Origin of the sequence: Xanthomonas sp. 3498, from assembly GCF_014199795.1 — a bacterium.
Taxonomy (GTDB): Bacteria; Pseudomonadota; Gammaproteobacteria; order Xanthomonadales; family Xanthomonadaceae; genus Xanthomonas_A; species Xanthomonas_A rydalmerensis.
The window spans coordinates 65,884-86,292 of sequence record NZ_JACHOH010000003.1 but is presented as its reverse complement, the minus strand read 5'-3'; the positions used below and the strand labels follow the sequence as shown (position 1 = coordinate 86,292).

The 20,409-nt window shown below is 69.4% G+C and carries 15 protein-coding genes, 1 pseudogene and 1 riboswitch; of the genes and pseudogenes, 10 read left to right on the top strand and 6 right to left on the bottom strand.

Annotated elements, in window-relative coordinates:
- The first annotated feature begins 155 nt into the window (after positions 1-155).
- Entirely contained in the window at positions 156-728 is a 573-nt protein-coding gene (locus GGR66_RS10065) for a phosphatase PAP2 family protein (protein WP_184448183.1), read from the top strand.
- Positions 729-852: 124 nt separating this feature from the next.
- Positions 853-1,341 (top strand): annotated as a pseudogene (locus tag GGR66_RS10060) (DUF6496 domain-containing protein); the annotation flags it as partial.
- Positions 1,342-1,720: 379 nt separating this feature from the next.
- Here GGR66_RS10060 and GGR66_RS10055 read toward each other — a convergent pair.
- Positions 1,721-2,071 carry a nucleotide pyrophosphohydrolase gene (locus GGR66_RS10055; RefSeq protein ID WP_184448182.1) on the bottom strand — a complete coding sequence of 117 codons (351 nt, stop codon included), beginning with the start codon at positions 2,069-2,071 and terminating at the stop codon, positions 1,721-1,723.
- Between the two features lie 155 nt (positions 2,072-2,226).
- Between GGR66_RS10055 and GGR66_RS10050 the strand changes: the two genes are divergently transcribed.
- From GGR66_RS10050 to GGR66_RS10030, 5 genes are all read left to right on the top strand, one after another.
- Positions 2,227-3,390, top strand: a complete 1,164-nt coding sequence (locus GGR66_RS10050) for a zinc-dependent alcohol dehydrogenase (protein WP_160964344.1) — start codon at positions 2,227-2,229, stop codon at positions 3,388-3,390.
- A 215-nt stretch (positions 3,391-3,605) separates the two neighbouring features.
- A complete protein-coding gene (locus tag GGR66_RS10045) occupies positions 3,606-4,577 on the top strand; it encodes an acyl-CoA dehydrogenase (RefSeq protein WP_255421674.1) in 972 nt (323 codons plus the stop codon).
- A complete protein-coding gene (locus GGR66_RS10040; protein ID WP_184448181.1) occupies positions 4,565-5,335 on the top strand; it encodes a PIG-L family deacetylase in 771 nt (256 codons plus the stop codon). The genes GGR66_RS10045 and GGR66_RS10040 overlap by 13 nt, the downstream gene beginning before the upstream one ends.
- Positions 5,332-5,934 carry a class I SAM-dependent methyltransferase gene (locus GGR66_RS10035; RefSeq protein ID WP_160964346.1) on the top strand — a complete coding sequence of 201 codons (603 nt, stop codon included), beginning with the start codon at positions 5,332-5,334 and terminating at the stop codon, positions 5,932-5,934. The genes GGR66_RS10040 and GGR66_RS10035 overlap by 4 nt, the downstream gene beginning before the upstream one ends.
- The gene (locus GGR66_RS10030) at positions 5,931-6,629 is read left to right on the top strand and encodes a glycosyltransferase family 2 protein (protein ID WP_184448180.1); all 699 of its coding nucleotides are present in this window, start codon (positions 5,931-5,933) and stop codon (positions 6,627-6,629) included. The genes GGR66_RS10035 and GGR66_RS10030 overlap by 4 nt, the downstream gene beginning before the upstream one ends.
- 838 nt (positions 6,630-7,467) lie before the next feature.
- Here GGR66_RS10030 and GGR66_RS10025 read toward each other — a convergent pair.
- Entirely contained in the window at positions 7,468-9,582 is a 2,115-nt protein-coding gene (locus GGR66_RS10025; RefSeq protein WP_184448179.1) for a catalase, read from the bottom strand.
- 230 nt (positions 9,583-9,812) lie between these two features.
- The gene (gene gcvP, locus GGR66_RS10020; protein ID WP_184448178.1) at positions 9,813-12,689 is read right to left on the bottom strand and encodes an aminomethyl-transferring glycine dehydrogenase; all 2,877 of its coding nucleotides are present in this window, start codon (positions 12,687-12,689) and stop codon (positions 9,813-9,815) included.
- Positions 12,690-12,791: 102 nt separating this feature from the next.
- A riboswitch (glycine riboswitch) is annotated at positions 12,792-12,896 on the bottom strand.
- Between the two features lie 287 nt (positions 12,897-13,183).
- On the opposite strand from gcvP, the gene GGR66_RS10015 reads away from it, so the two are divergent.
- Genes GGR66_RS10015 through GGR66_RS10005 form a run of 3 tightly spaced genes read left to right on the top strand, consistent with a single transcriptional unit; the run spans position 13,184 to position 15,433 of the window.
- On the top strand, positions 13,184-14,434 hold the full coding sequence (locus GGR66_RS10015; protein WP_255421657.1) for a multidrug effflux MFS transporter: 1,251 nt from the start codon (positions 13,184-13,186) through the stop codon (positions 14,432-14,434).
- A 50-nt stretch (positions 14,435-14,484) separates the two neighbouring features.
- Positions 14,485-14,898 carry a hypothetical protein gene (locus GGR66_RS10010; protein ID WP_160964350.1) on the top strand — a complete coding sequence of 138 codons (414 nt, stop codon included), beginning with the start codon at positions 14,485-14,487 and terminating at the stop codon, positions 14,896-14,898.
- A 4-nt stretch (positions 14,899-14,902) separates the two neighbouring features.
- The gene (locus tag GGR66_RS10005) at positions 14,903-15,433 is read left to right on the top strand and encodes a GNAT family protein (RefSeq protein ID WP_160964351.1); all 531 of its coding nucleotides are present in this window, start codon (positions 14,903-14,905) and stop codon (positions 15,431-15,433) included.
- 29 nt (positions 15,434-15,462) lie between these two features.
- Here the strand turns inward: GGR66_RS10005 and GGR66_RS10000 are convergent, their stop codons facing one another.
- From GGR66_RS10000 to GGR66_RS09990, 3 genes are all read right to left on the bottom strand, one after another.
- The gene (locus GGR66_RS10000) at positions 15,463-17,511 is read right to left on the bottom strand and encodes a M2 family metallopeptidase (protein WP_184448177.1); all 2,049 of its coding nucleotides are present in this window, start codon (positions 17,509-17,511) and stop codon (positions 15,463-15,465) included.
- A 126-nt stretch (positions 17,512-17,637) separates the two neighbouring features.
- On the bottom strand, positions 17,638-19,299 hold the full coding sequence (locus GGR66_RS09995) for a phosphoethanolamine--lipid A transferase (protein ID WP_184448176.1): 1,662 nt from the start codon (positions 19,297-19,299) through the stop codon (positions 17,638-17,640).
- Entirely contained in the window at positions 19,296-20,072 is a 777-nt protein-coding gene (locus GGR66_RS09990) for a phosphatase PAP2 family protein (protein WP_184448175.1), read from the bottom strand. Before GGR66_RS09990 ends, GGR66_RS09995 begins: the two co-directional genes overlap by 4 nt.
- Between the last annotated feature and the right edge of the window lie 337 nt (positions 20,073-20,409).

Below are 20,409 nucleotides of genomic sequence, written 5' to 3'. Positions count from 1 at the left end.
CAGGGCGGCGGCTGGATCAGTGGCCGCGCTTGTGCCTCCGTCGTGCGCTGCGCACCACGATCCTCCGGTTCCAGCGATCGCCCGTATCATGGCGGCCACGGCGCGCTGCGTCGGTGGCCCCAACGACGCGTACGCCGAAGGACGTTTTCCCCAGTATGTGGTCTGCCATCAGCAATTTCGGCGACGCAGCGATGACGCTGCCGCTGGCGCTCGTCTGCGCCCTGTGGCTGGCGCTGGGCAGCGGCGGTTGGCGCGCCGCCGGCACATGGCTGGGCCTGGTGGCGACCGCCGCGGCCCTGGTGGGGGCGACCAAGATTCTCTATGCCGGCTGCGGCGTGGAGCTGCGCGCGCTGCAGTTCCGGGTGATCAGTGGGCACACCATGCTCGCCGCCTGCGTGTGGCCGATGGCCTGCATGCTGTGCCTGCGCGCCCGCCCGCGGCCGCGCCTCGCGGTGGCCTGCGGATTCGCCATCGCCAGCGTGATCGCCATTGCCCGCGTCTACGCACGGGCGCATAGCCTGTCCGAGGTCGCGGCCGGCGTGGTCGTTGGTGCCGCGACGACGGCCTGCTACCTGCAGTGGCGCGGCGCGCCGCAGTTGCCTGCTCGCCTGCGCATGTACGCGATCTTGTCTGTCGCCCTGGTCGGCGTGCTGATGTACGGACGCCATGCGCCGATCCAGCACGCCATCCAGACCTATTCGCCGGCGCTGTGCGGTCGCGACGGCTGATCGCACATTCGTCTGCGTGCACGTACATGCACGCGCGCTTCGCCTGTCGTATGCCTGCTCTTTACCTGTGCGTTGCTACACCCGAAGCCGATGGCCGCCGTGGCCGCTTTCAGGAGACGTCTCGATGCCGGAGCAATCCACCACCACCCGCGTGCGTCGCGCCAAGCGCGAAGGCAAGGCGGGCACCACCCAGGCCGGCGAATTCGTGCGCGAGGAAATCGATCGCGTGCGCGCCGGCAAGACCCAGGTGAAGTCGACCAAGCAGGCGATCGCCATCGGCCTGTCCAAGGCGCGCCGTGCCGGGGTCAAGACCGGCGCGTCGAAGACCGCGTCGAAAGACACCAAGAAGAAGGTGGCACAGGAAGAGGCCAAGGGCGGCAAGCAGGGCAAGCCCTCGCCGGCGCGCTCGCGCGGTGCCAAGAAGGCGCTCAAGACCGCCAGCAAGGGCACGACCGCGCGCAAGACCGTAGGCAGCGAGGCGCTGTCGACGCAGACCAAACGCGCGGCGAAGAAGCGCAGTGCCAGCAGCCGCTCGGCCGCCGCGAAGAAGGCGGCGCAGACCAAGGGCGCGACGGTGCGCAAGACCGCGGCCAAGAAGGCCGCGCAAACCCGGGCCAAACAAGCCGGTACGCACACCTCCGCCGCGAAGAAGGGTGCGGCGAAGACCGCCTCGGCCAGGAAGACGACGGCCAAGAAGGCCGCGAGCAAGAAGGCGGCGAGCAAGACTGCTTCGGCAAAGAAGGCTGCGACGAAGAAGACGGCATCCAGGAAGACAGCGTCGAAAAAGTCGACGGCGAGAACGTCGGCCGCCAGCAAGACGCCAGCGAAAAAGAGCGCCGCCAGCAAGCGCACGACGAGCAAGCGCGCAAGCAAGACGTCGCCGGCGCGCAAGCGCAGTTCGCGCTCGGGCAGCTAGCAGTCCCATGACGCGGCGGCGCATGCCGCCGCCGCACGTCTGGCGCCTCCGCGACCCGCGCGGCTAGCCAGGTGTCCTACAGCTCTGTGTACTTGGTGATGCGGCCCTTGGCGCGCTCCACCGGATACTTAGCGGCGTTGACCAGCATCTTGCGCTGCGCGGCCTCGATCGGGTCGATGTCCAGCTTGTCGCACAACTGCACCAGGTACAGCAGCACGTCGGCGATCTCGCTGCCGACCTGCTGCTTTTTTTCTGCAGACAGTTGCTTGCTCTGCGCATCGTCCACCCATTGGAAATGTTCCAGCAATTCCGCCGCTTCCACCGACAGCGCCGCGGCGAGATTGCGCGGACTGTGGAACTGACCCCAGTCGCGGGCGTCGGCGAAGGCGCGCTGGGCGGCCTGCAGGTCGTGGAGGCTGTCGGGCATGGCATCGGCTCGCAGTGGGGACGGTGCATGGTAAAGCAGCTGTCACGCATGCGATGCACCTCGGTCGCGACGTCGGACTCACGGCATGGTCACCGACGATGCACGGCCTCGGCAGCGACACTGCGGGACGTGTTCGCAGACGAAAGGAAATGCCCATGCAAGCTCTGACCTATCACGGCACCCGGGATGTGCGCGTGGAAACCGTTCCCGACCCGGTGCTGGTGGAGACCGACGACATCATTTTGCGCGTCACCGCCACCGCGATCTGCGGCTCGGACCTGCATCTGTACCGCGGCAAGATCCCCGACCTGCACACCGGCGACGTGCTCGGGCACGAGTTCATGGGCGTGGTCGAGGAGGTCGGCCCGGACGTGCAGCGGGTGAAGAAGGGGGACCGCGTGGTGATCCCGTTCGTGATCGCCTGCGGCGAGTGCTTCCATTGCCGGCTCACCGAGTACGCCGCTTGCGAGACGACCAACACCGGCAAGGGCGCGGCGCTGAACCAGAAAGGCATCCGGCCGCCGGCCGCGCTGTTCGGCTATAGCCATCTGTACGGCGGCGTCGCCGGCGGCCAGGCCGAGTACGTGCGCGTGCCCAAGGCCAATGTCGGCCCGCTGGTGGTGCCGGACGTGCTGCACGACGAGCAGGTGCTGTTCCTTTCCGACATCCTGCCCACCGGCTACCAGGCCGCAGTCAATGCGGGCGTGCGCCAGGGCAGCACGGTGGCGATCTTCGGCGCCGGCCCGGTCGGGCTGATGACCGCGGCCTGCTGCCGCATGCTCGGCGCCGAGCGCATCTTCATGGTCGATCGCTATCCGTACCGGCTGGACTTCGCCCAGCGCACCTACGGCGTGATCCCGCTGAACTTCGAGGAAGTGGACGATCCGGCCGACATCATCGTCGGCCAGACCGACGGCCGCGGCGTGGATGCCAGCATCGACGCGGTGGGCTTCGAGGCCAAGGGCAGCACGGTGGAGACGGTGATGGCCACGCTGAAGCTGGAAGGCAGCAGCGGCACCGCGCTGCGCCAATGCATCGCCGCCACCCGCCGTGGCGGCACCGTCAGCGTACCCGGCGTGTACGCCGGCTTCATCCACGGCTTCCTGTTCGGCGACGCCTTCGACAAGGGGCTGAGCTTCAAGATGGGCCAGACCCACGTGCAGCGCTTCATGCCGGAACTGCTGGAACACATCGGCGAGGGCCGGCTGCGCCCGAACGAGATCATCACCCATCGCCTCAGCCTGGCCGAGGCGGCGCAGGGCTATTCCATCTTCGACAAGAAGGAGCAGGACTGCCGCAAGGTGATCCTGACGCCGTAGGCCCGCGCAGCGCCATCGCCTCCGCGCATCGCTGGGGGCGATGGCACCGTGCTGTGGTGAACGCTTCATGCGTGTGCACGCCGCCGCGCGGTGAACACACGCTGGCTGCGCAGGCGGTCTGCTGTGATTGCACGCGGCTTCATCTCGGGCGCTTTGCGCTGCGGCCACCGCCGACGCTGCGTGGCGCCTTCGTACAGAGGATTCGCTTGACCGAACTGCTTTCCCCCACTGCCCTCGGTGACGCCGACGACCTGCGCGGCGCTGCCTTGCACGTCCTCGCGCGCCATCCACACTTGCCGCTGCCTGGCGCGGGCGACACCTTGGACCGCTGGCGCACCCTCGCCGAGATCGCCGCGGCCGACGTGTGCCTGGCCAAGGTGCTGGAAGCGCATTACGACGCGCTCGCGATCCTGGCCGAACTCGGCGCGCCGGCGCCGCCGTCCGGACAATTGTTTGCCGTGTGGGCCGCGGAAGCGCCGGACGCGCGTCTGGCGTACCGCGGCGACGCGCGACGCGGCGAGGTCCTTGGCCGCAAGGCGTGGTGTTCCGGTGCCGGCGTCGTCGATCAGGCGTTGCTCACCGCGCATGACGCAGAACGGCAGCAGTTAGTGCAGGTGCAGTTGCGCCAGCCCGGCATCGCCATCGACACGCAGGCCTGGGCTGCCGTCGGCATGGCCCGTGTGGTCAGCGGCCCGGTGACGTTTGATGCGGTGCCGGCGGTCGCGGTCGGCGCGCCAGGTCAGTACCTGCAGCGTCCCGGGTTCTGGCATGGCGGCGCAGGCATCGCCGCCTGCTGGTACGGCGCCGCGTGCGCGGTAGCCGAGCGCCTGCGCGCGCATCCCAAACTGCAGCGCGATGCGCATGCGGCGATGCACCTGGGCGTGATCGACCAGCACCTCGGCGCGGCGCGCGCGCTGTTGCGCGAACTGGCTGCCGCCATCGACGCCGCGCCCGACCAGGCGCATCGGCATGCGGTGATCCGGCTGCGTTCGTTCGTGGAGCGTGCCGCCACCGAGGTGCTCGATCGCGTCGGCCGCGCGCTCGGCCCGGGTCCGCTGTGCAGCGACCGCGAACATGCGATGCGCTGCGCCGACCTTGCGGTGTTCGTGCGGCAGAGCCATGCCGAGCACGACTGGGCCGCACTGGGCCAGGCATTGGGCGAGCAGGTGCAGCCATGGCGGCTGTGAGCGCCGCACGGCCGCAGATCCATGGCGATGGCACGCCGGAATCGGCGTGGCAGCGCTCGCCCTGGCTGGCTGCGTTGCCGCAGCGTCCGATCGAAGCGCTGATCGCGGGAGCCGCGCGGCTGGTGGTGGTGTCGCCGCATCCGGACGACGAAGCGCTGGGCTGCGGCGGCGCGATCGCCTGCGCGCGCCGCATGGGGATGCCAGTGCACCTGGTGGCGGTGACCGACGGCGAGGCCTGCTATCCGCACCACCCCTACTGGACGCCGCAGCGCCTGCGCACGGTGCGCCGCGCCGAGCTGGCCGCGGCCGCGCATTGCCTGGGCGTCGATCTCGCCGCGATCCACCATCTGGGCCTGGCCGACGGCGAGGTCGGCCAGGGTGAGGCGGTATTGAGCGAACGCCTGCAGGCGCACCTGCAGGCGGACGATCTGGTGCTGACCACCTGGCGCCACGATGGCCATCCCGACCACGAGGCCAGCGCGCGCGCTGTGCGGCATGCGGTCGCCGCCAGCGCTGCGCGCACGGTCGAGTTCCCGGTGTGGGCCTGGCACTGGCTGCAGGCCGACGCTGCTGTGCCGCAGGCCTTGCGCGGTGCGGTCCGCTACACCCTGAGCGATGCCGACTGGCAGGCCAAGCAACGGGCGCTGCACTGCTTCGCCTCGCAACTGGGCACCGCACACCCGCCGGTGCCGGCGCCGATCCTGCCGCCGCAGGTCCTGCAACGTTTCGCTCGCCGCTTCGAGGTGTTTGTCGCATGAGCTCGGTCCCGGTCCAGGAATATTTCGGCGCCCTCTACCGCGACGAGGATCCGTTCGGCTATCGCGAGCGCTGGTACGAAGCGCGCAAGCGCGCCCTGTTGCTGGCCAGCCTGCCGCGCGCGCGCTTCGCGCGTGCCTGGGAACTGGGGTGCTCCAACGGCGAGTTGACCGCGGCGCTGGCGCCGCGCTGCGACGCGCTGCTGGCCACCGACCTGTCCGAGCGCGCGGTGGCCCTGGCCAGCCAGCGCAACGCCGGCGCGGCGCATGTGCAGGTGCGCCAGGCCGAACATCCGCGCAGTTGGCCAGCGGGCCGTTTCGATCTGATCGTGTTCAGCGAGGTCGGTTACTACCTGCCGTTGCCGCTGTTGCAGGAGTGCGCCCAGCGCTTGGCCGCTTCGCTGAGCGAGCAGGGCGTGCTGGTCGCCTGCCACTGGCTGCATCCGTTCGCCCAGGCCTGCATGGATGGCCGCGCCGTGCATGCCTGCCTGGCGCAGACGCTCGGGCTGCCGCGGCTGTTGCGCTACGAGGACGACGACGTGCTGCTCGAGGCCTGGAGTGCCACGCCGTATTCGGTGGCCGCGGCGGAGCAGTTGCGATGATCGCGGTGCTGATTCCGGCCCACGACGAGGAACTGTTGATCGGGGCGTGCCTGCGCTCGGTGGCGCTCGCGGCGCAATGCGCGGGTCTGCGCGGCGAGGCGGTGCAGGTGTTCGTCGCTCTGGACCGCTGCAGCGATGGCACCGCCGAGATCGTCGCCGCGCATGGGGCGCACGCCATTGCGCTGCAGACCGGCAACGTCGGCAGCGCCCGCGCGGCGGCGGCGCACGCGGCGCTGGCCGCCGGCGCGCGCTGGCTGGCCTGCACCGACGCCGACTCCGTGGTGCCGGCGAACTGGCTGTCGGCGCAGTTGGAGTGCGCCAGCGACGCGTTCTGCGGCATCGTCACGGTCATCGACTGGGACGACTACGGCACGCGCTTGCGCGATACCTACCTGGCCGGCGAATGCCGTCACGACGACCATCCGCACGTGCATGGCGCCAACCTTGGCCTCAGCGCCGAGCTGTATCGGCGATGCGGTGGCTTCCTGCCGCTGGCGGCGCACGAGGACGTGGCGTTGGTGGAGGCGATGGTACGCGTGCAGGCGCGGATCGCGCGGCGCGCGCAACCGGTGGTGACCACCAGCGCGCGCCGCGTGGCGCGCGCATGCGGCGGCTTCAGCGACTACCTCAAACAGATGGAGCGCCGTTTGGCCGAGTCCTTGCTGCCCGTGGTCGACGGCGACGCCCTGGCCTGAGCGTTGGAACGCCGCGTCGGGCGCCTGTGCCATCTGGGCGCTTGCAAAGGCCCCGGCGACTCCAGCTCGGCAAGGGCTGACCAGCTGCCTGAGCGTGTCGCAGTGCAGCATACGTAGCCCGATGTTGCCGGTCGGAAAGCCGCGCCAGGCACGGTCACAGAGGGCTCTCGCCGGCGGCGCCAACCGTCCGTCGCGAACAGGTGAATTTTTCACGCCCCCTTCACCTTGCGTCTTTGTAGACACGCCGCCACGAGGTTCGGGATAAGTTTTCTTCGGGCTTGGCGCCGGCAGGCCGTGCTGGAGTGGTTTGCCAGGTTCTTGTCAAGTCTGCGACAGGCTTTTTGACCAGCAATCAATAACTTAGTTGTTCTGGTCGGGTGAGGGCGCCATCGGCCTCTTGTCCACAGGGGGTGTGGATGACTTCTGCATAAGGTTGTGGATAAGGCCGATGCCGGCCCGTGACACAACAGTGTCAAGAGGGGTGGCGAAAAATTGACCAGGCGATGTTCGGGTCGCCATTGGGCCGGCCCGGATGGCCTGTTTCGGACCCCTGGTTGAGCGCATCCGGTCGCGAACGGCCCCGGTGAATGCGGACCGGATCTTTGTCGTCGTCATGCCGGTCGTCTGTGCGGATGGCAACCTAGGAGCATATGCTGGCGCGCGACCATCCGTTGAGGCGTGGCGAAACGGAGCGGTAGCATCCCCTGCGCGTCTCGGCTCGCGGTCTTCGTGGTACACCAGTTCGCGGCCCGGCGAGTGCCCCAGCGACCCGGCCGGGTCGCGATCATTGCCATGGCGCCACGCCGTGCGGCGCCATGGCGGACACTGCCGCGTTTGTTCAGGCCAGCAGGCGAAGCTTCGGCTCGCGGCTCCACTGCCGGGTCTTGGCGGCGTTGATGAAGCCCTTGCTGTCGCTGGCCTCGACCACCCCGGCATCCTTCTGCACATTGCCGGCCTTCAGCAGCGGCTGCGCGCCGGCGTCGGCGGCGATCGCCTTGAGGTGGGCGAAGGCATTGCTGACGAAGTCGATGGCCGCCGATTCCTTGCTCAGCCGCTTGCCGGCCTCGGCAGATAGCACCACCGCCACCGCGTCGAACACGAACGAGGGCGTGCCGGCGAGCTGGCCGTCGGCGGTCAGGCGCTTGCCGTCGCTGAGCACGGCGCCGCCCAGCTTGGGCGCGACGATCTTGACCGCCGCACCGGCGTCGGTGGCGGCCTTGCGCAACTCGTGCACGGCCTTCGCATCGGATCCCTCGTCGATCAGGATGCCGATCGCGCGACCCTGCAGGGTGGGCTTCATTCGCCCGATCAACTGCAGCGCCGGCGACAGCGGCAGGTCCTGCGGCGCGACCGCGGCGGGCGGTGCCGGCGGCAACCCATCCATGCCCAGGCCGTCGGCCACGCGCTGCGCCAGCTTGGGATCGACATGGCGCAGATGCCCGACCACCGCCGCACGCACGTGCGCGGTGTCGACCTTGGACAGCTCGAACACCAGTGCCGAGGCCACGTGCGCCTGTTCCGGCGGCGTCTGGCTGCGGTAGAACATCCGTGCCTGGCTGTAGTGATCGGCAAAGCTCTCGGCGCGAATGCGGCCCTTGGCGGCGTCCTCGGCCGGCGTGCGATGGCTGACGAAGCCGCGCGCCGTCTCGCGCGGGCTGTCGGCCTGCAGCGAGCTCGGTTCGTAGGCGACGCGGCCCTTGGGCACGCCCATCTGCATGTGGCCGTCGCGCTGCATGTTGGCGAACGGACACTTCGGCGCGTTGATCGGCAACTGGTGGAAGTTCGGTCCGCCCAGGCGGCTTAGCTGGGTGTCCAGGTACGAGAACAGGCGGCCCTGCAGCAGCGGGTCGTTGGAGAAGTCGATGCCGGGCACGATGTTGGCCGGGCAGTACGCCACCTGCTCGGTCTCGGCGAAGAAGTTGTCCGGCCAGCGGTCCAGCACCATGCGCCCGACGATCTGCAACGGCACCAGTTCCTCCGGGATCAGCTTGGTGGCGTCCAGGTGGTCGAACGGGAAACCGTCGGCCTGTTCCTGGGTGAACAGCTGTACGCCCAGTTCCCATTCCGGGAAGTCGCCGCGCTGGATCGCCTCGAACAGGTCGCGGCGGTGGAAGTCCGAATCGGCGCCGGCCAGCTTCACCGCCTCGTCCCAGATCGTGGACTGCAGGCCGAGCTTGGGCCGCCAGTGGAACTTGACGAAGGTGCTGCGGCCTTCCGCATCGAGCAGGCGGAAGCTGTGGATGCCGAAGCCTTCCATCATGCGCAGCGAACGTGGGATGGTGCGGTCGCTCATCGCCCACATGATCATGTGCAGCGATTCGGGCATCAGCGAGACGAAGTCCCAGAACGTGTCGTGCGCGCTGGCCGCCTGCGGGAAGCCGCGGTCCGGTTCCATCTTCACCGCATGGATCAGGTCGGGGAACTTCAGCGCATCCTGGATGAAGAACACCGGGATGTTGTTGCCCACCAGGTCCCAGTTGCCTTCCTTGGTATAGAACTTGACCGCGAAACCGCGCACGTCGCGCGGCGTGTCCATCGAGCCGGCACCGCCGGCGACGGTGGAGAAGCGGGTGAACACCGGTGTTTTCACTCCGACCTCGGTGAGCAGCGCGGCGGTGGTGTACTTGGCCAGCGATTTGGTCAGTTCGAAATAGCCGTGCGCGGCGCTGCCGCGCGCGTGCACGATGCGCTCGGGAATGCGCTCGTGGTCGAAGTGGGTGATCTTTTCGCGCAGGATGAAGTCTTCCAGCAGCGTCGGCCCGCGCGGGGTGGCGCGCAGCGAGTTCTGGTTGTCGGCGACCGGAATGCCCTGGTTGGTGGTGAGCCGCGGATGCGTGCCGCCGGCCTGCTGGTGCAGTTCGTCGCCATGGCCGCGCTGGTCGGCGGGCGCGGCGGTGGAGGCGAGGGCGGTGGACGATGCGGGGTCGCTGGGCGTGCGTTTGCGGCTGGCCATGGGGGGTGCTCCGGTGCGTGGCGAGAAGAGGCGTCGCAGTGGTGTGCCCGGTGCGTGAAGATACGGGCGCGGCGGAAGTCCCGATCCTGGGCGGCGCGGCGTGAACGAGCCGTGCAACGCACCGCATCGGCACGCACTTGTCTACTGCAGCGCGCGCGATGCGCACACACAAAAAAACCCAGCCTCGCGCGAGGCCGGGTTTCGAATGCAGCGTCGAACGACGACGCGGCTCAGACCACCGCGTCTTCCTTGTACGCATCCACCGGGATGCACGCACACATCACGTTCTTGTCGCCGTACACGTTGTCCACGCGCGCCACCGGCGGCCAGTACTTCTGCTGCTTCAGCGTCGGCAGCGGGAACGCGGCCAGTTCGCGCGGGTAGGCGTGGGTCCACTCGCTGGCGGTCACCTGCGCAGCGGTGTGTGGGGCGTGCTTGAGCGGATTGTCCTCGCGGTCCAGGCGGCCGTCCTCGATCGCGGCGATTTCCTCGCGGATCTGGATCATCGCGTCGATGAAGCGATCCAGCTCATGCTGCGATTCGCTCTCGGTCGGCTCCACCATCAGCGTGCCGGCGACCGGGAAACTCAGCGTCGGCGCGTGGAAGCCGAAGTCGATCAGGCGCTTGGCGATGTCCTCGGCGCCGATGCCGCTGGTCTTCTCCAGCGGGCGCACGTCGAGGATGCATTCGTGCGCGACCAGGCCGTTGCGGCCGGTGTACAGCGTCTTGTAGTACGGCGCCAGGCGCTTCGCGATGTAGTTGGCGTTGAGCAGCGCGACCTGGGTGGCCTTGCGCAGCCCGCTGTTGCCCATCATGGTGATGTACATCCAGCTGATCGGCAGGATCGAAGCCGAGCCGAAGCTGGCCGCCGAGACCATGCCGACGTCGCCGTCGCCGCCGAGCGTGCGCGGCAGGTACGGCGCCAGATGCGCCTTCACCGCGCACGGGCCGACGCCGGGGCCGCCGCCGCCGTGCGGGATGCAGAAGGTCTTGTGCAGGTTCAGATGCGACACGTCCGAGCCCCACTTGCCGGGCTTGGCCAGGCCGACCAAGGCGTTCATGTTGGCGCCGTCGGTGTAGACCTGGCCGCCGTGCGCGTGCACCACTTCGCAGATCGCCACCACGTCTTCCTCGAACACGCCGTGGGTGGACGGGTAGGTGATCATCAGCGCGGCCAGGCGCTCGGAATACTTCTCGGCCTTGGCGCGGATGTCGGCGACGTCGACGTTGCCGTTGCCGTCGCACTTGGTCACCACCACGGTCATGCCGCACATCTGCGCCGAGGCCGGGTTGGTACCGTGCGCCGATTCGGGGATCAGGCAGATGTCGCGATGGCCTTCGCCGCGGGCGCGGTGGTAGGCGCGGATCGCCAGCAGGCCGGCGTACTCGCCCTGCGCGCCGGAGTTGGGCTGCAGGCTGACCGCGTCGTAGCCGGTGCACTCGACCAGCATCGCTTCCAGTTCGTCGATCAGCTGCTTGTAGCCCACGCTCTGCTCGGCCGGGGCCAGCGGATGGATCGCGCCGAACTGCGGCCAGGTCACCGGGATCATCTCGGCGGTGGCGTTGAGCTTCATGGTGCAGCTGCCCAGCGGGATCATGGTGCGATCCATCGCCAGGTCCTTGTCGGCCAGCGCGCGCATGTAGCGCAGCAGTTCGTGCTCGCTGTGGTGGGTGTTGAACACCGGGTGCTGCAGGAACGCGCTGTGGCGCAGCAGCTGCGGCGGCAGCGCGTCGGCGGTGGCGGCATCGAGCGCGTCCACGTCGGCCTGCGCGCCGAACACCTGCGCCAGCGCGACCACGTCGGCGCGGGTGGCGGTCTCGTCCAGGCTGATGCCCAGCGCGGTGCTGTCGATCGCGCGCAGGTTGATGCCGGCCGCACGCGCCTTGGCGTGGATGGCCTCGGCGTCGACGCCGGTGACGTGCAGGGTGTCGAAGAAGCGCTCGCCGACGGCGACGCCGGCGCCGCGCAGCGCCGCGGCCAGGATCGCGGCCAGGCGGTGGGTACGGCGGGCGATGCGCACCAGGCCCTCGGGGCCGTGGTACACCGCGTACATCGAGGCCATCACCGCCAGCAGCACCTGCGCGGTGCAGATGTTGGAAGTGGCCTTCTCGCGGCGGATGTGCTGCTCGCGGGTCTGCAGGGTGAGGCGGTAGGCGGGGTTGCCGGCGGCGTCGATCGACACGCCGATCAGGCGGCCCGGCATCGAGCGCTTGTAGGCGTCGCGGCAGGCCATGAACGCGGCGTGCGGGCCGCCGAAGCCGAACGGCACGCCGAAGCGCTGCGAGTTGCCGACGACGATGTCCGCGCCCCATTCGCCGGGCGCGGCGATCAGGGTCAGCGCGAGCAGGTCGGTGGCGACCGCGACCAGGCTGCCTTGCGCATGCGCGGCGTCGGCCAAGGCCTTGTGGTCACCGATGTGGCCGAAGCTGTCCGGATACTGCAGCAGCACGCCGAAGCATTCGGCCTGCAGCGCTTCCTCCGGCGTGCCCACGCGCAGCACGATGCCCAGCGGCTCGGCGCGGGTGCGCAACAGTTCCAGGGTCTGCGGATGCACCGCGTCGTGCACGAAGAAGGTGTCGGACCTGGACTTGGCCGAGCGCTTGGCCAGGGTCATCGCTTCGGCCGCGGCGGTGGCTTCGTCCAGCAGCGAGGCGTTGGCGATCTCCATGCCGGTGAGGTCGGCACACATGGTCTGGAAGTTGATCAGCGCTTCCATGCGGCCCTGCGAGATCTCCGCCTGGTACGGGGTGTAGGCGGTGTACCAGGCCGGGTTCTCGAGGATGTTGCGCAGGATCACCTTCGGCGTGTGGGTGCCGTAGTAGCCCTGGCCGATGAAGCTGCGCAGCACCGTGTTCTTGTCGGCGATGGCGCGGATCTTGGCCAGCGCCTCCTCCTCGGTGATGGCGTCGGGCAGCGCCAGCGCGGCCGGCGACTTGTCCGTGCCTATTTTGATCAGGCCGGGCACGATGGCGTCGGTCATCGCCTCCAGCGAGTCGTGGCCGACGGTGCGCAGCATGTGCGCGATCTCGGCGTCGTTCGGGCCGATGTGGCGCTCGATGAAAGCCGAGTGGTGTTCGAGGTCGCGCAGCGAAGAGGTGTGAGACATGGCAGTCGTCCGGCTGAGGAAGGCACGAGGAGGCGGGGACGCGCGCAAGGCCGTCGTCGGGCCGCTGTGGCGGGCACGACCGACGGGAAGCGCGCGTCCTCCCAATGCCCCTCTGTCCTTTTGCCTGAGAGTTTGGAAGCGGCGGCTGGCGCTGCGCTTCGTGCCCCTTCGGCGCCGGGTTTGACCGGTCTCTCCAGAGTCTTGGTGCGGGTGGTATCGGGCCTGAGCGATTACGGGCGTTTGCGCCTTCGGCAGCGGGTCGCCCCGCTTCTCCCACCATGCTGCGCGGCGATTATAGCGTGCCGGCGCCCCCCACGACGGGCCGCGCGCGCCCACACCAGCCTGAATGGGCACGCCGCGGCGGATGCGCGCATGCGGCCGCAGCGCGTATCATGGCCGCACTCCCTTTTTTCGCGCCCGTCCATGCCGGACGGCGCTGTCGCGTGTGCGCCCGCCCTGTGGCCGCCGCGGCCGGCTCTCAGGATGATGTCCCCATGACGCTCCCGTCCGTGTCCACGCGCCGCATGGCCCTGTTGCTGGCCGGGCTGGCGATGTTCGGCCCGTTCTCCATCGACACCATCTTCCCGGCGTTCCCGCAGCTGGCGCAGCGCCTGCACGCCGATCCGGTGGCGATCCAGCAGACGGTGAGCGTGTACCTGTTCGCCTACGCGGTGATGGGCCTGGCGCACGGGCCGTTGTCCGACGCGTTGGGGCGGCGGCGGGTGATCGTCGCCGGCCTGATCGTGTTCATCCTGGCCTCGGCCGGCTGCGCGCTGTCGCGGGACCTGCCGACGCTGCTGACGTTCCGCGCGCTGCAGGGCGTCTCGGCCGGCGTCGGCATGATCGTCGGCCGCGCGGTGATCCGCGATCTGTTCCACGGCGACGACGCGCAGCGGCTGATGAGCCAGGTGTCGATGATCTTCGGCATCGCCCCGGCGATCGCGCCGATCATCGGCGGCTGGATCTTGGGCAGCGGCCGCGGCTGGCCGACGATCTTCTGGTTCCTGGTCGGCTTCTCCTCGCTGCTGCTGGTCGCCACCCTGCGCTGGATGCCGGAGACGCATCCGCCGCAGGCGCGCACGCCGCTGGCGCCGCGCACCCTGCTTCGCGACTACATCGGCATCGCGCTGAATCCGCGCTTCCAGCGCCTGGCCGCGGCCGGTGCGTTCAATTTCGGCGGGGTGTTCCTGTACATCGCTTCGGCGCCGGTGTTCATGATCGAGCTGCTGGGCAAGACCGAGCGCGATTTCGCCTGGCTGTTCATCCCCACCATCGGCGGCATGACCCTGGGCGCGTTCCTGTCCGGGCGCATGGCCGGGCGGTTCGGGCCGATGCGCCAGGTGCGCTTCGGCTTCGTCTGCTGCGGCCTGTCGATGATCGGCAACATCGCCTACACCGCGCTGGCTCCGGCCATCGCGCTGCCGTGGGCGGTGCTGCCGATCTTCTTCGCGGGCCTGGGCACCGCGCTGATCTTCCCGATCCTGGCGCTGGCGGTGCTGGACATGTATCCGCGCCAGCGCGGGTTGGCCTCGTCGCTGCAGGCCTTCACCCAGTTGATGGTGACCGTGCTGGTGGCCGGCGTGCTGTCGCCGCTGCTCAGCGGCCACGCCCTGCACCTGGCGCTGGGCTCGGGCGCGTTCTTCCTGCTCGGCTGGGGCTTTTGGCGCTGGGAGCGGCGCAGCGGCAAGCGCCTGCCGCGGCCGGATGCGCAGGTACCGCGCCTCGAACCGGCCGACCCGCTGTGAGCATGGCCGCAGTTGGGCTATCGTCGTCGGGTCATCGCTGAGGAAACCGCATGTCCATCGAGTCCAAGCAGCGCCGCGATCTGCGCAAGAAGCTGGCCGAGCGCCTGCGCCACCGCGCCGAGGGCGCCGCGCCGGCCGCGCCCATCGAACCGCACGCGGAGCTGCGCGACCAGCAGCGCACGCTGCTGGCCGGCATCGTGCGCCGCGACGGCGAGTGGGTGCTGGGCATGGACGGGCGCATCGCCGGGCAGAGCGAGAGCGCCGCGCAGGTGCTGTCGCTGATCATGCAGGCGGCGGAGTTGCACGAGCGTGCCGGCACGCCGGTGCGGCTGATGTACTCGGACGCGCTGAAGGACGCCGCGCAGGCCGATGCGCAGGCGCAGGGCCTGAGTTTCGACGAGTTCAAGTCGCGGCACGCCCAGGTCATGGGCCGCGACGACGGCGGCGCGGCGGCCCCGGCCTGAGCCCATGGGCCAGAGTGCCGGCCAGGCTGCGCAGGAGGCCGTGTCGCTGGCGCGGGTGCGGCGCCGTGACGGCATCGCGCTGGTCCAGGCGCACCGCGCCAGCGTCGCCCTGCATCACCCGTGGAGCTATCCGTTCACCGACGTGCCCGGCTTCGAGGCCTGGTACGCGCAGACCCTGGACGGCAGCAACATCGCGCTGCTGGCGCGCGAACGCAGCAGCGGCGCGCTCGCCGGCCTGTTCACCTTCAGCCAGGTGATGGGCGGCTGCTTCCAGAGCGCCTATCTCGGCTACCACGCCATGGCCGGCTGCGAAGGCCGCGGACTGATGACGCATGCGCTGCGCCTGTGCGTGGCCTACGCGTTCGGCGAGCTGGGGCTGCACCGCGTGGAGGCCAATATCCAGCCGGACAATGCCCGCTCGCTGGCCCTGGCCAAGCGCGCCGGCTTCCGCCACGAGGGCTATTCGCCGCGCTACCTGCGCATCGGCGGGATATGGCGCGACCACGAGCGCTGGGCGCGGCTGGCCGACGACTGAGCTGATGGCGGCGCCTGCGCTGGCAGTGCTCAGCGTCGGGGCGCTGGCGTCGTCGGGGCGGGCGTGGGAGAAGCAGGCGTGGGAGAAGCAGGCGTGGGAGAAGCGGGGGCGGTGGTTTGTGTCGGCCTCTGCGCTGACGCTTCCCACCCGCACATCCGCCCCTGATTCTGCTGCTTGAGCCACTCCTGCATCGGCGCGAAGTATTCCAGCAGCGGGCCGGCGTCGATGCGTTCGCTGCCGGTCAGTTCCTTGAGCGTGGCCTGCCATGGCTGGCTGCCGCCACGTTGCAGCATCGACCAGAACTTCTGCCCGGCTTCCTTGTTGCCGTAGAAGGTGCACTCGTACAGCGGGCCCTTGTAGCCGGCGGCGTCGCACAGGCTCTTGTAGAACTGGAACTGCAGGATGTGCGAGAGGAAGTAACGCGTGTACGGCGTGTTGGCCGGCACGTGGTACTTGGCGCCAGGGTCGAAGAAGTCCTCGCCGCGCGGTGTCGCCGGCGCCACGCCCTGGTACTTGGCCTTCAGCTCCCACCAGGCCTGGTTGTAGCGGTCCGGGGCGATCGAGCCGTCGAACACGCCCCAGCGCCATCGGTCGATCATCAGCCCGAACGGCAGGAACGCGACCTTGCTCAGGGCCATGCGCATCTGCGCGTTGATCAACGCTTCGCGGCCGACCTGCGGCGCGTCGACCAGGCCGATCGAATGCAGGTACTGCGGGGTCATCGCCAGCACCACGGTGTCGCCGATGGCTTCGTGGAAGCCGTCGTTGGCGCCGCCCTGGAACAGCGGCGGCAGCGGGTTGTAGGCCAGGTCGTAATAGAGGTGGCCGAGTTCGTGGTAGATGGTGGTGAAGTCCTCTTCGTTCGGCTTGACGCACATCTTGGTGCGCACGTCGCCGGCCATGTCCATATCCCAGGCGCTGGCATGGCAGACCACGTCGCGGTCCAGCGGCTTGATGAACTGGCTGCGTGTCCAGTAGCTGTCGGGCAGCTTGGGCATCGCCAGCGAGGTGTAGAAATCCTGCGCGCGCTCGGTCATCTGCCGCGCGCTGAGCAACTGCGCCTCGCGCTGGGCCATGAATCGCGCCTCCGCCGAGGTGTCGCCGTTGCGCCGCGCCAGTGCCGCGCTCAAATTGCCCTGGTACTGCCGTTCCAGCGCGTCGGTGATGTCCAGGCTGCCGGCGCCGGGGTAGGGCTGCAGCAGGTCCCACAGGTTGCTCCAGTCCTGCTGCCACATGTTGCCGAGCAGGTGCGCCGGCAGCAGGCCGCCGGCGAGTTCGCCCTTGTCCTTGCCGTATTCGGCGTCGAGCTTGCCGCGCGCGTAGCAGTGCAGCTGTTCGTACAGCGGCTTGACCTGGGTCCAGAGCCGGTCGGTCTCGGCGGCGAGTTGTGCCGGCGGCATGTCGTAGCCGCTGCGCCACAGCGCGCCGGTGTCGGCGTAGCCCATGTCGCGCGCGCCTTCGTTGACCAGCTCGACGAAGCGCTGGTAGTCCTTGCGCATCGGTTGCACGGCGGCGTGCCAGCCTTGCCAGGCATCCAGTTGCTGGTCGTAGTCGCGGCTGCGACGCAGCACGTCTTCCAGTTCGCCCAACTGCCGGCAGCGGCGCGCATCGCCCTCGCCGGTGCAGTAGGAGGCGGCACCGTAAGCGCCTTCCATCTTCGTCGCCAGTGCGGCCAGCTCGGCCAGCCGCGCCGGATCACGCGGCGCCGGCATCGCGGTCATCTGCTGCAGCAGGCGCAGTGCGCGGGCGCTGTCGGCCGACATCGGCTTGCCGTCGTAGCGCCGTGCCTGCGCGATCCAGCCGTTGAGCGTGGTCAGCCAGCGCGCGTTGGCCTTGGCCGCCAGCCGCTCGCTGTCGCCGTTGATGTAGGTGGCCGACAGCCACTGCGCCGCGGTGAGTTCCGGCAGCAACGCGCGGTATTCCTCGTTGATGCGGGCGACGAACTGGTCGGCGCTCTCGCCCTCGGCCTGGGTCGTGGCGGGGGCGGCGGTCTCGGCCGCGGGTTCCTTGCGGCAGGCGGACAGCATCAGCAGGCTCGCGCCGAGACACAGCGCGAGCAGCGGAGAGCGGTGGTTCACGGCGAATCCTTGCAGGGCGATTGCCCGGAAGGCTAGTGGCCCGCCCGCAACGCCGCAAGTTCGGGCGGCACGCTCGTGGCCGCGCCGCCGTGTCCCGTCATGCCATGGCCGCCCGTGAGCGGGCTGTCACTGCGGCTTGGCGCATTGCGCGAACAGGTCGCGCGCGTGGTCGTAGACGCCAGTCTTGACCTGCATCAGGCCCAGCACCGACGGGAACAGGTTGTCCTGGTCGGCGTACTTGCGCGAGCGCGCCTGCAGGCAGGCCAGGTCCAGGCCGCGCGCGCTGGCGAAGCCCGGCGAGAACCACATCACCATCGGCACGTGGGTCTGCTCCTGCGGCGCGATCGCGTAGGGCACGCCGTGCAGGTACAGGCCCTTCTCGCCCAGCGACTCGCCGTGGTCGGAGAGGTAGATCATCGCCGTGTCGTAGTCGGGCATCGCCTGCAGCGTGTCGATGGTGCGCGCCAGCAGGTGGTCGGTGTACAGCAGCGAGTTGTCGTAGGCGTTGGTGATCAGCTCGCGGCTGCAGTTGCCCAGGTCGGCGGTGTCGCAGGTCGGGGTGAAGCGGCGGAACCCGGCCGGGTAGCGCTCGAAGTAGCTGGGCCCGTGGCTGCCGAGCTGGTGCAGCACCACCACGCGGTCGCCGGGCTTGGCGCGCACCTGAGCGGCCAGGTCCTGCAGCAGGATCTCGTCCATGCAGCGCCCGTCCTTGCACAGTTGCGGATCCTTGGCATCGTCCAGGTGCTGGATCTGCAGGCCGTCGCACACGCCCTTGCAGCCGGACTGGTTGTCGCGCCACAGCGTGGCGATGCCGGCGTGCTCGAGCACGTGCAGCAGCGACTGGTGCTTGCGGATGTTGCTCTCGTTGTAGTCGTGGCGGCCGAACGGCGAGAACATGCACGGTACCGAGACCTCGGTGCTGGTGCCGCAGGAGTGCATGTCGGGGAAGTTGATCACGTCGCGCTTGGCCAGCTCCGGCGTGGTTTGCCGCGCGTAGCCGTTGAGGCCCCAGTTCTGCGCGCGGGCGGTCTCGCCCAGCACCACCACCAGCAGCCGCGGCTTGCTGCCCGGCGCGCGCGCGGTGGCCTTGGCGTCGTGTTCCAGCGGCAGCTTCGGCGCCTTGCGCGTGGGGCTGTCGGACTTGAAGTTCTGCCGCAGCGCGACCAGGTAGTTGATCGGCGTGGCCAGGTAGCGGATCTCGCGATGGTTGCGCATCATCGCCGACAGGTCCTGGAACGACAGCATCGCGGCGACGCCGCCCAGCGCCAGCATGCCGACCAGGAAGCCGAGGCGGATCGCCAGCGCCTTCAGTGGCGAACGCCGGATCAGCCGCACCCGCCACAGCACCAGGATCGGCAGCACCGCGTAGAACAGCAGTGGCGCGATCAGCGCCGGCGTCATCAGCTCGCGCGATTCCTTGTGGTCGGTGGCCAGCACGTTGCGCAGCATGTCCGCGTCCAGGTAGACGCTGTAGCTGTTCATGTAGTGCGCGGCGAACGCGGTGGTGATCAGCAGCACCGTCAGCACCGGCTTGGCGATGCCGCGCCACAGCAACAGGCCGAGCAGCAGGCCGTGCACCGACAGCAGCAGCAGGAACAGCGACAGCGCCAGCTTGATGTCGCCGGCATGGCCGCTCATCGCGCTGCGCCAGAACATGCCGTTGCAGGCCAGGGCGAAGAACGCGCTGGCCGCCAGCGCCAGCATCTCGTTGCTCAACTGCGGACGCCAGGCCCACCAGCGGGCGCGGGACAGGGTGGACGGCGAGGGCGGGGCGGCGGAACGGCTCATGCGGCGGCATCGTTGGTGGTGGAAAGGCGTCGGTCGGCCTGCGGCATCGCGCCCGGCCACAGCATCGCCCGGTACAGGCCCAGTGCCACGCCCCAGCACAGGGCCAGCGTCCACAGGTCGTGCGACATGAAATGCGCGCCGCGCAGCTGTTGGCCGAGACCGAACAGCAGGCCTCCCCCGAGGCCGATCGCCAGCGCTGGCCAGCGCCAGGCCGGCTTGAGCGCCAGCGCAACGAAGTACAGCCCCACCCAGGCATAGCCGGCACTGGAATGACCGGCGGGGAAGCATACCCCGCGCGGCATGCCCACCGGGCGGGTCTCGAACAGGCCCACGAAGATCCGATTGCCGCCGTAGCGGAGCAGGTCCCAGGGGCAGTCCATGTCGGTTACCGACTTCAGCAGCGACACCACGCCGGTGCTCAGCGCCACCGCCAGCAGCAGGTACAACAGCGGCTGCCGGTAGCGGCGTCCATCGGGACGGCGCCAGGCCCACACCGCCAGGCCCGCGGTCACCGCCCAGGCCGCGGCGCTCAGCAGCTTGCCGTCGTGGTGGATCAGGCTACGGGTCAGCGCCGCATCCTTCAGCGCCCACTGCCCGCCTTCCCAGCGATACAGCAGGTCGGCGATCCAGAAATCGCCGCCCAGGCCCATCAGCACGGTGCTGGCCAGCAGCACCAGGGCCAGCGGCACCCACAGATGGGAGAGATAGAAGTGCCGGCGTGCGCCGCTGTAGGGCGCCGCCGCAGCGGACAATCGCAGGGGCGTACTGAGCATGGTCGACGAAGGCGGCCAGGGACGGCGGGAAAGTGGGGGCATGGTCGGGTTGCAGGTGTCGGATAGCTGTCGGAACTGCGGGATGAGAGGGCCAGGCTTCAGCAAAGCTTGCGCACCGTCGCCGTCATGCAAGCGCCGGGCCACCGGCCTCGGCGACATGGGAACGTGGCGGGGAAACGGCGCGGTCGGGCCTCTGCGGCGGTGTGCGGGGAGGGCAGCCTGACGTCCCCGTGTTGGGATCCTTTCCAGGTTTTATTGAGATTCGATCAAGACGCGACGCCGTTCTGACGGCGTTCCGACATGCTTCCGCTAGCATGGGCGGGTCCGTCCCCCGAAT

Coding starts and splice junctions, on each gene's coding strand:
- GGR66_RS10040 (WP_184448181.1), top strand. CDS start 4,565: ATGGCGGCTGTGAGCGCCGCACGGCCGCAGATCCATGGCGATGGCACG.
- GGR66_RS10005 (WP_160964351.1), top strand. CDS start 14,903: ATGGGCCAGAGTGCCGGCCAGGCTGCGCAGGAGGCCGTGTCGCTGGCG.
- GGR66_RS09990 (WP_184448175.1), bottom strand. CDS start 20,072: ATGCTCAGTACGCCCCTGCGATTGTCCGCTGCGGCGGCGCCCTACAGC.
- GGR66_RS10035 (WP_160964346.1), top strand. CDS start 5,332: ATGAGCTCGGTCCCGGTCCAGGAATATTTCGGCGCCCTCTACCGCGAC.
- GGR66_RS10015 (WP_255421657.1), top strand. CDS start 13,184: ATGACGCTCCCGTCCGTGTCCACGCGCCGCATGGCCCTGTTGCTGGCC.
- GGR66_RS10010 (WP_160964350.1), top strand. CDS start 14,485: ATGTCCATCGAGTCCAAGCAGCGCCGCGATCTGCGCAAGAAGCTGGCC.
- GGR66_RS10050 (WP_160964344.1), top strand. CDS start 2,227: ATGCAAGCTCTGACCTATCACGGCACCCGGGATGTGCGCGTGGAAACC.
- GGR66_RS10030 (WP_184448180.1), top strand. CDS start 5,931: ATGATCGCGGTGCTGATTCCGGCCCACGACGAGGAACTGTTGATCGGG.
- GGR66_RS10055 (WP_184448182.1), bottom strand. CDS start 2,071: ATGCCCGACAGCCTCCACGACCTGCAGGCCGCCCAGCGCGCCTTCGCC.
- GGR66_RS09995 (WP_184448176.1), bottom strand. CDS start 19,299: ATGAGCCGTTCCGCCGCCCCGCCCTCGCCGTCCACCCTGTCCCGCGCC.
- gcvP (WP_184448178.1), bottom strand. CDS start 12,689: ATGTCTCACACCTCTTCGCTGCGCGACCTCGAACACCACTCGGCTTTC.
- GGR66_RS10025 (WP_184448179.1), bottom strand. CDS start 9,582: ATGGCCAGCCGCAAACGCACGCCCAGCGACCCCGCATCGTCCACCGCC.
- GGR66_RS10065 (WP_184448183.1), top strand. CDS start 156: ATGTGGTCTGCCATCAGCAATTTCGGCGACGCAGCGATGACGCTGCCG.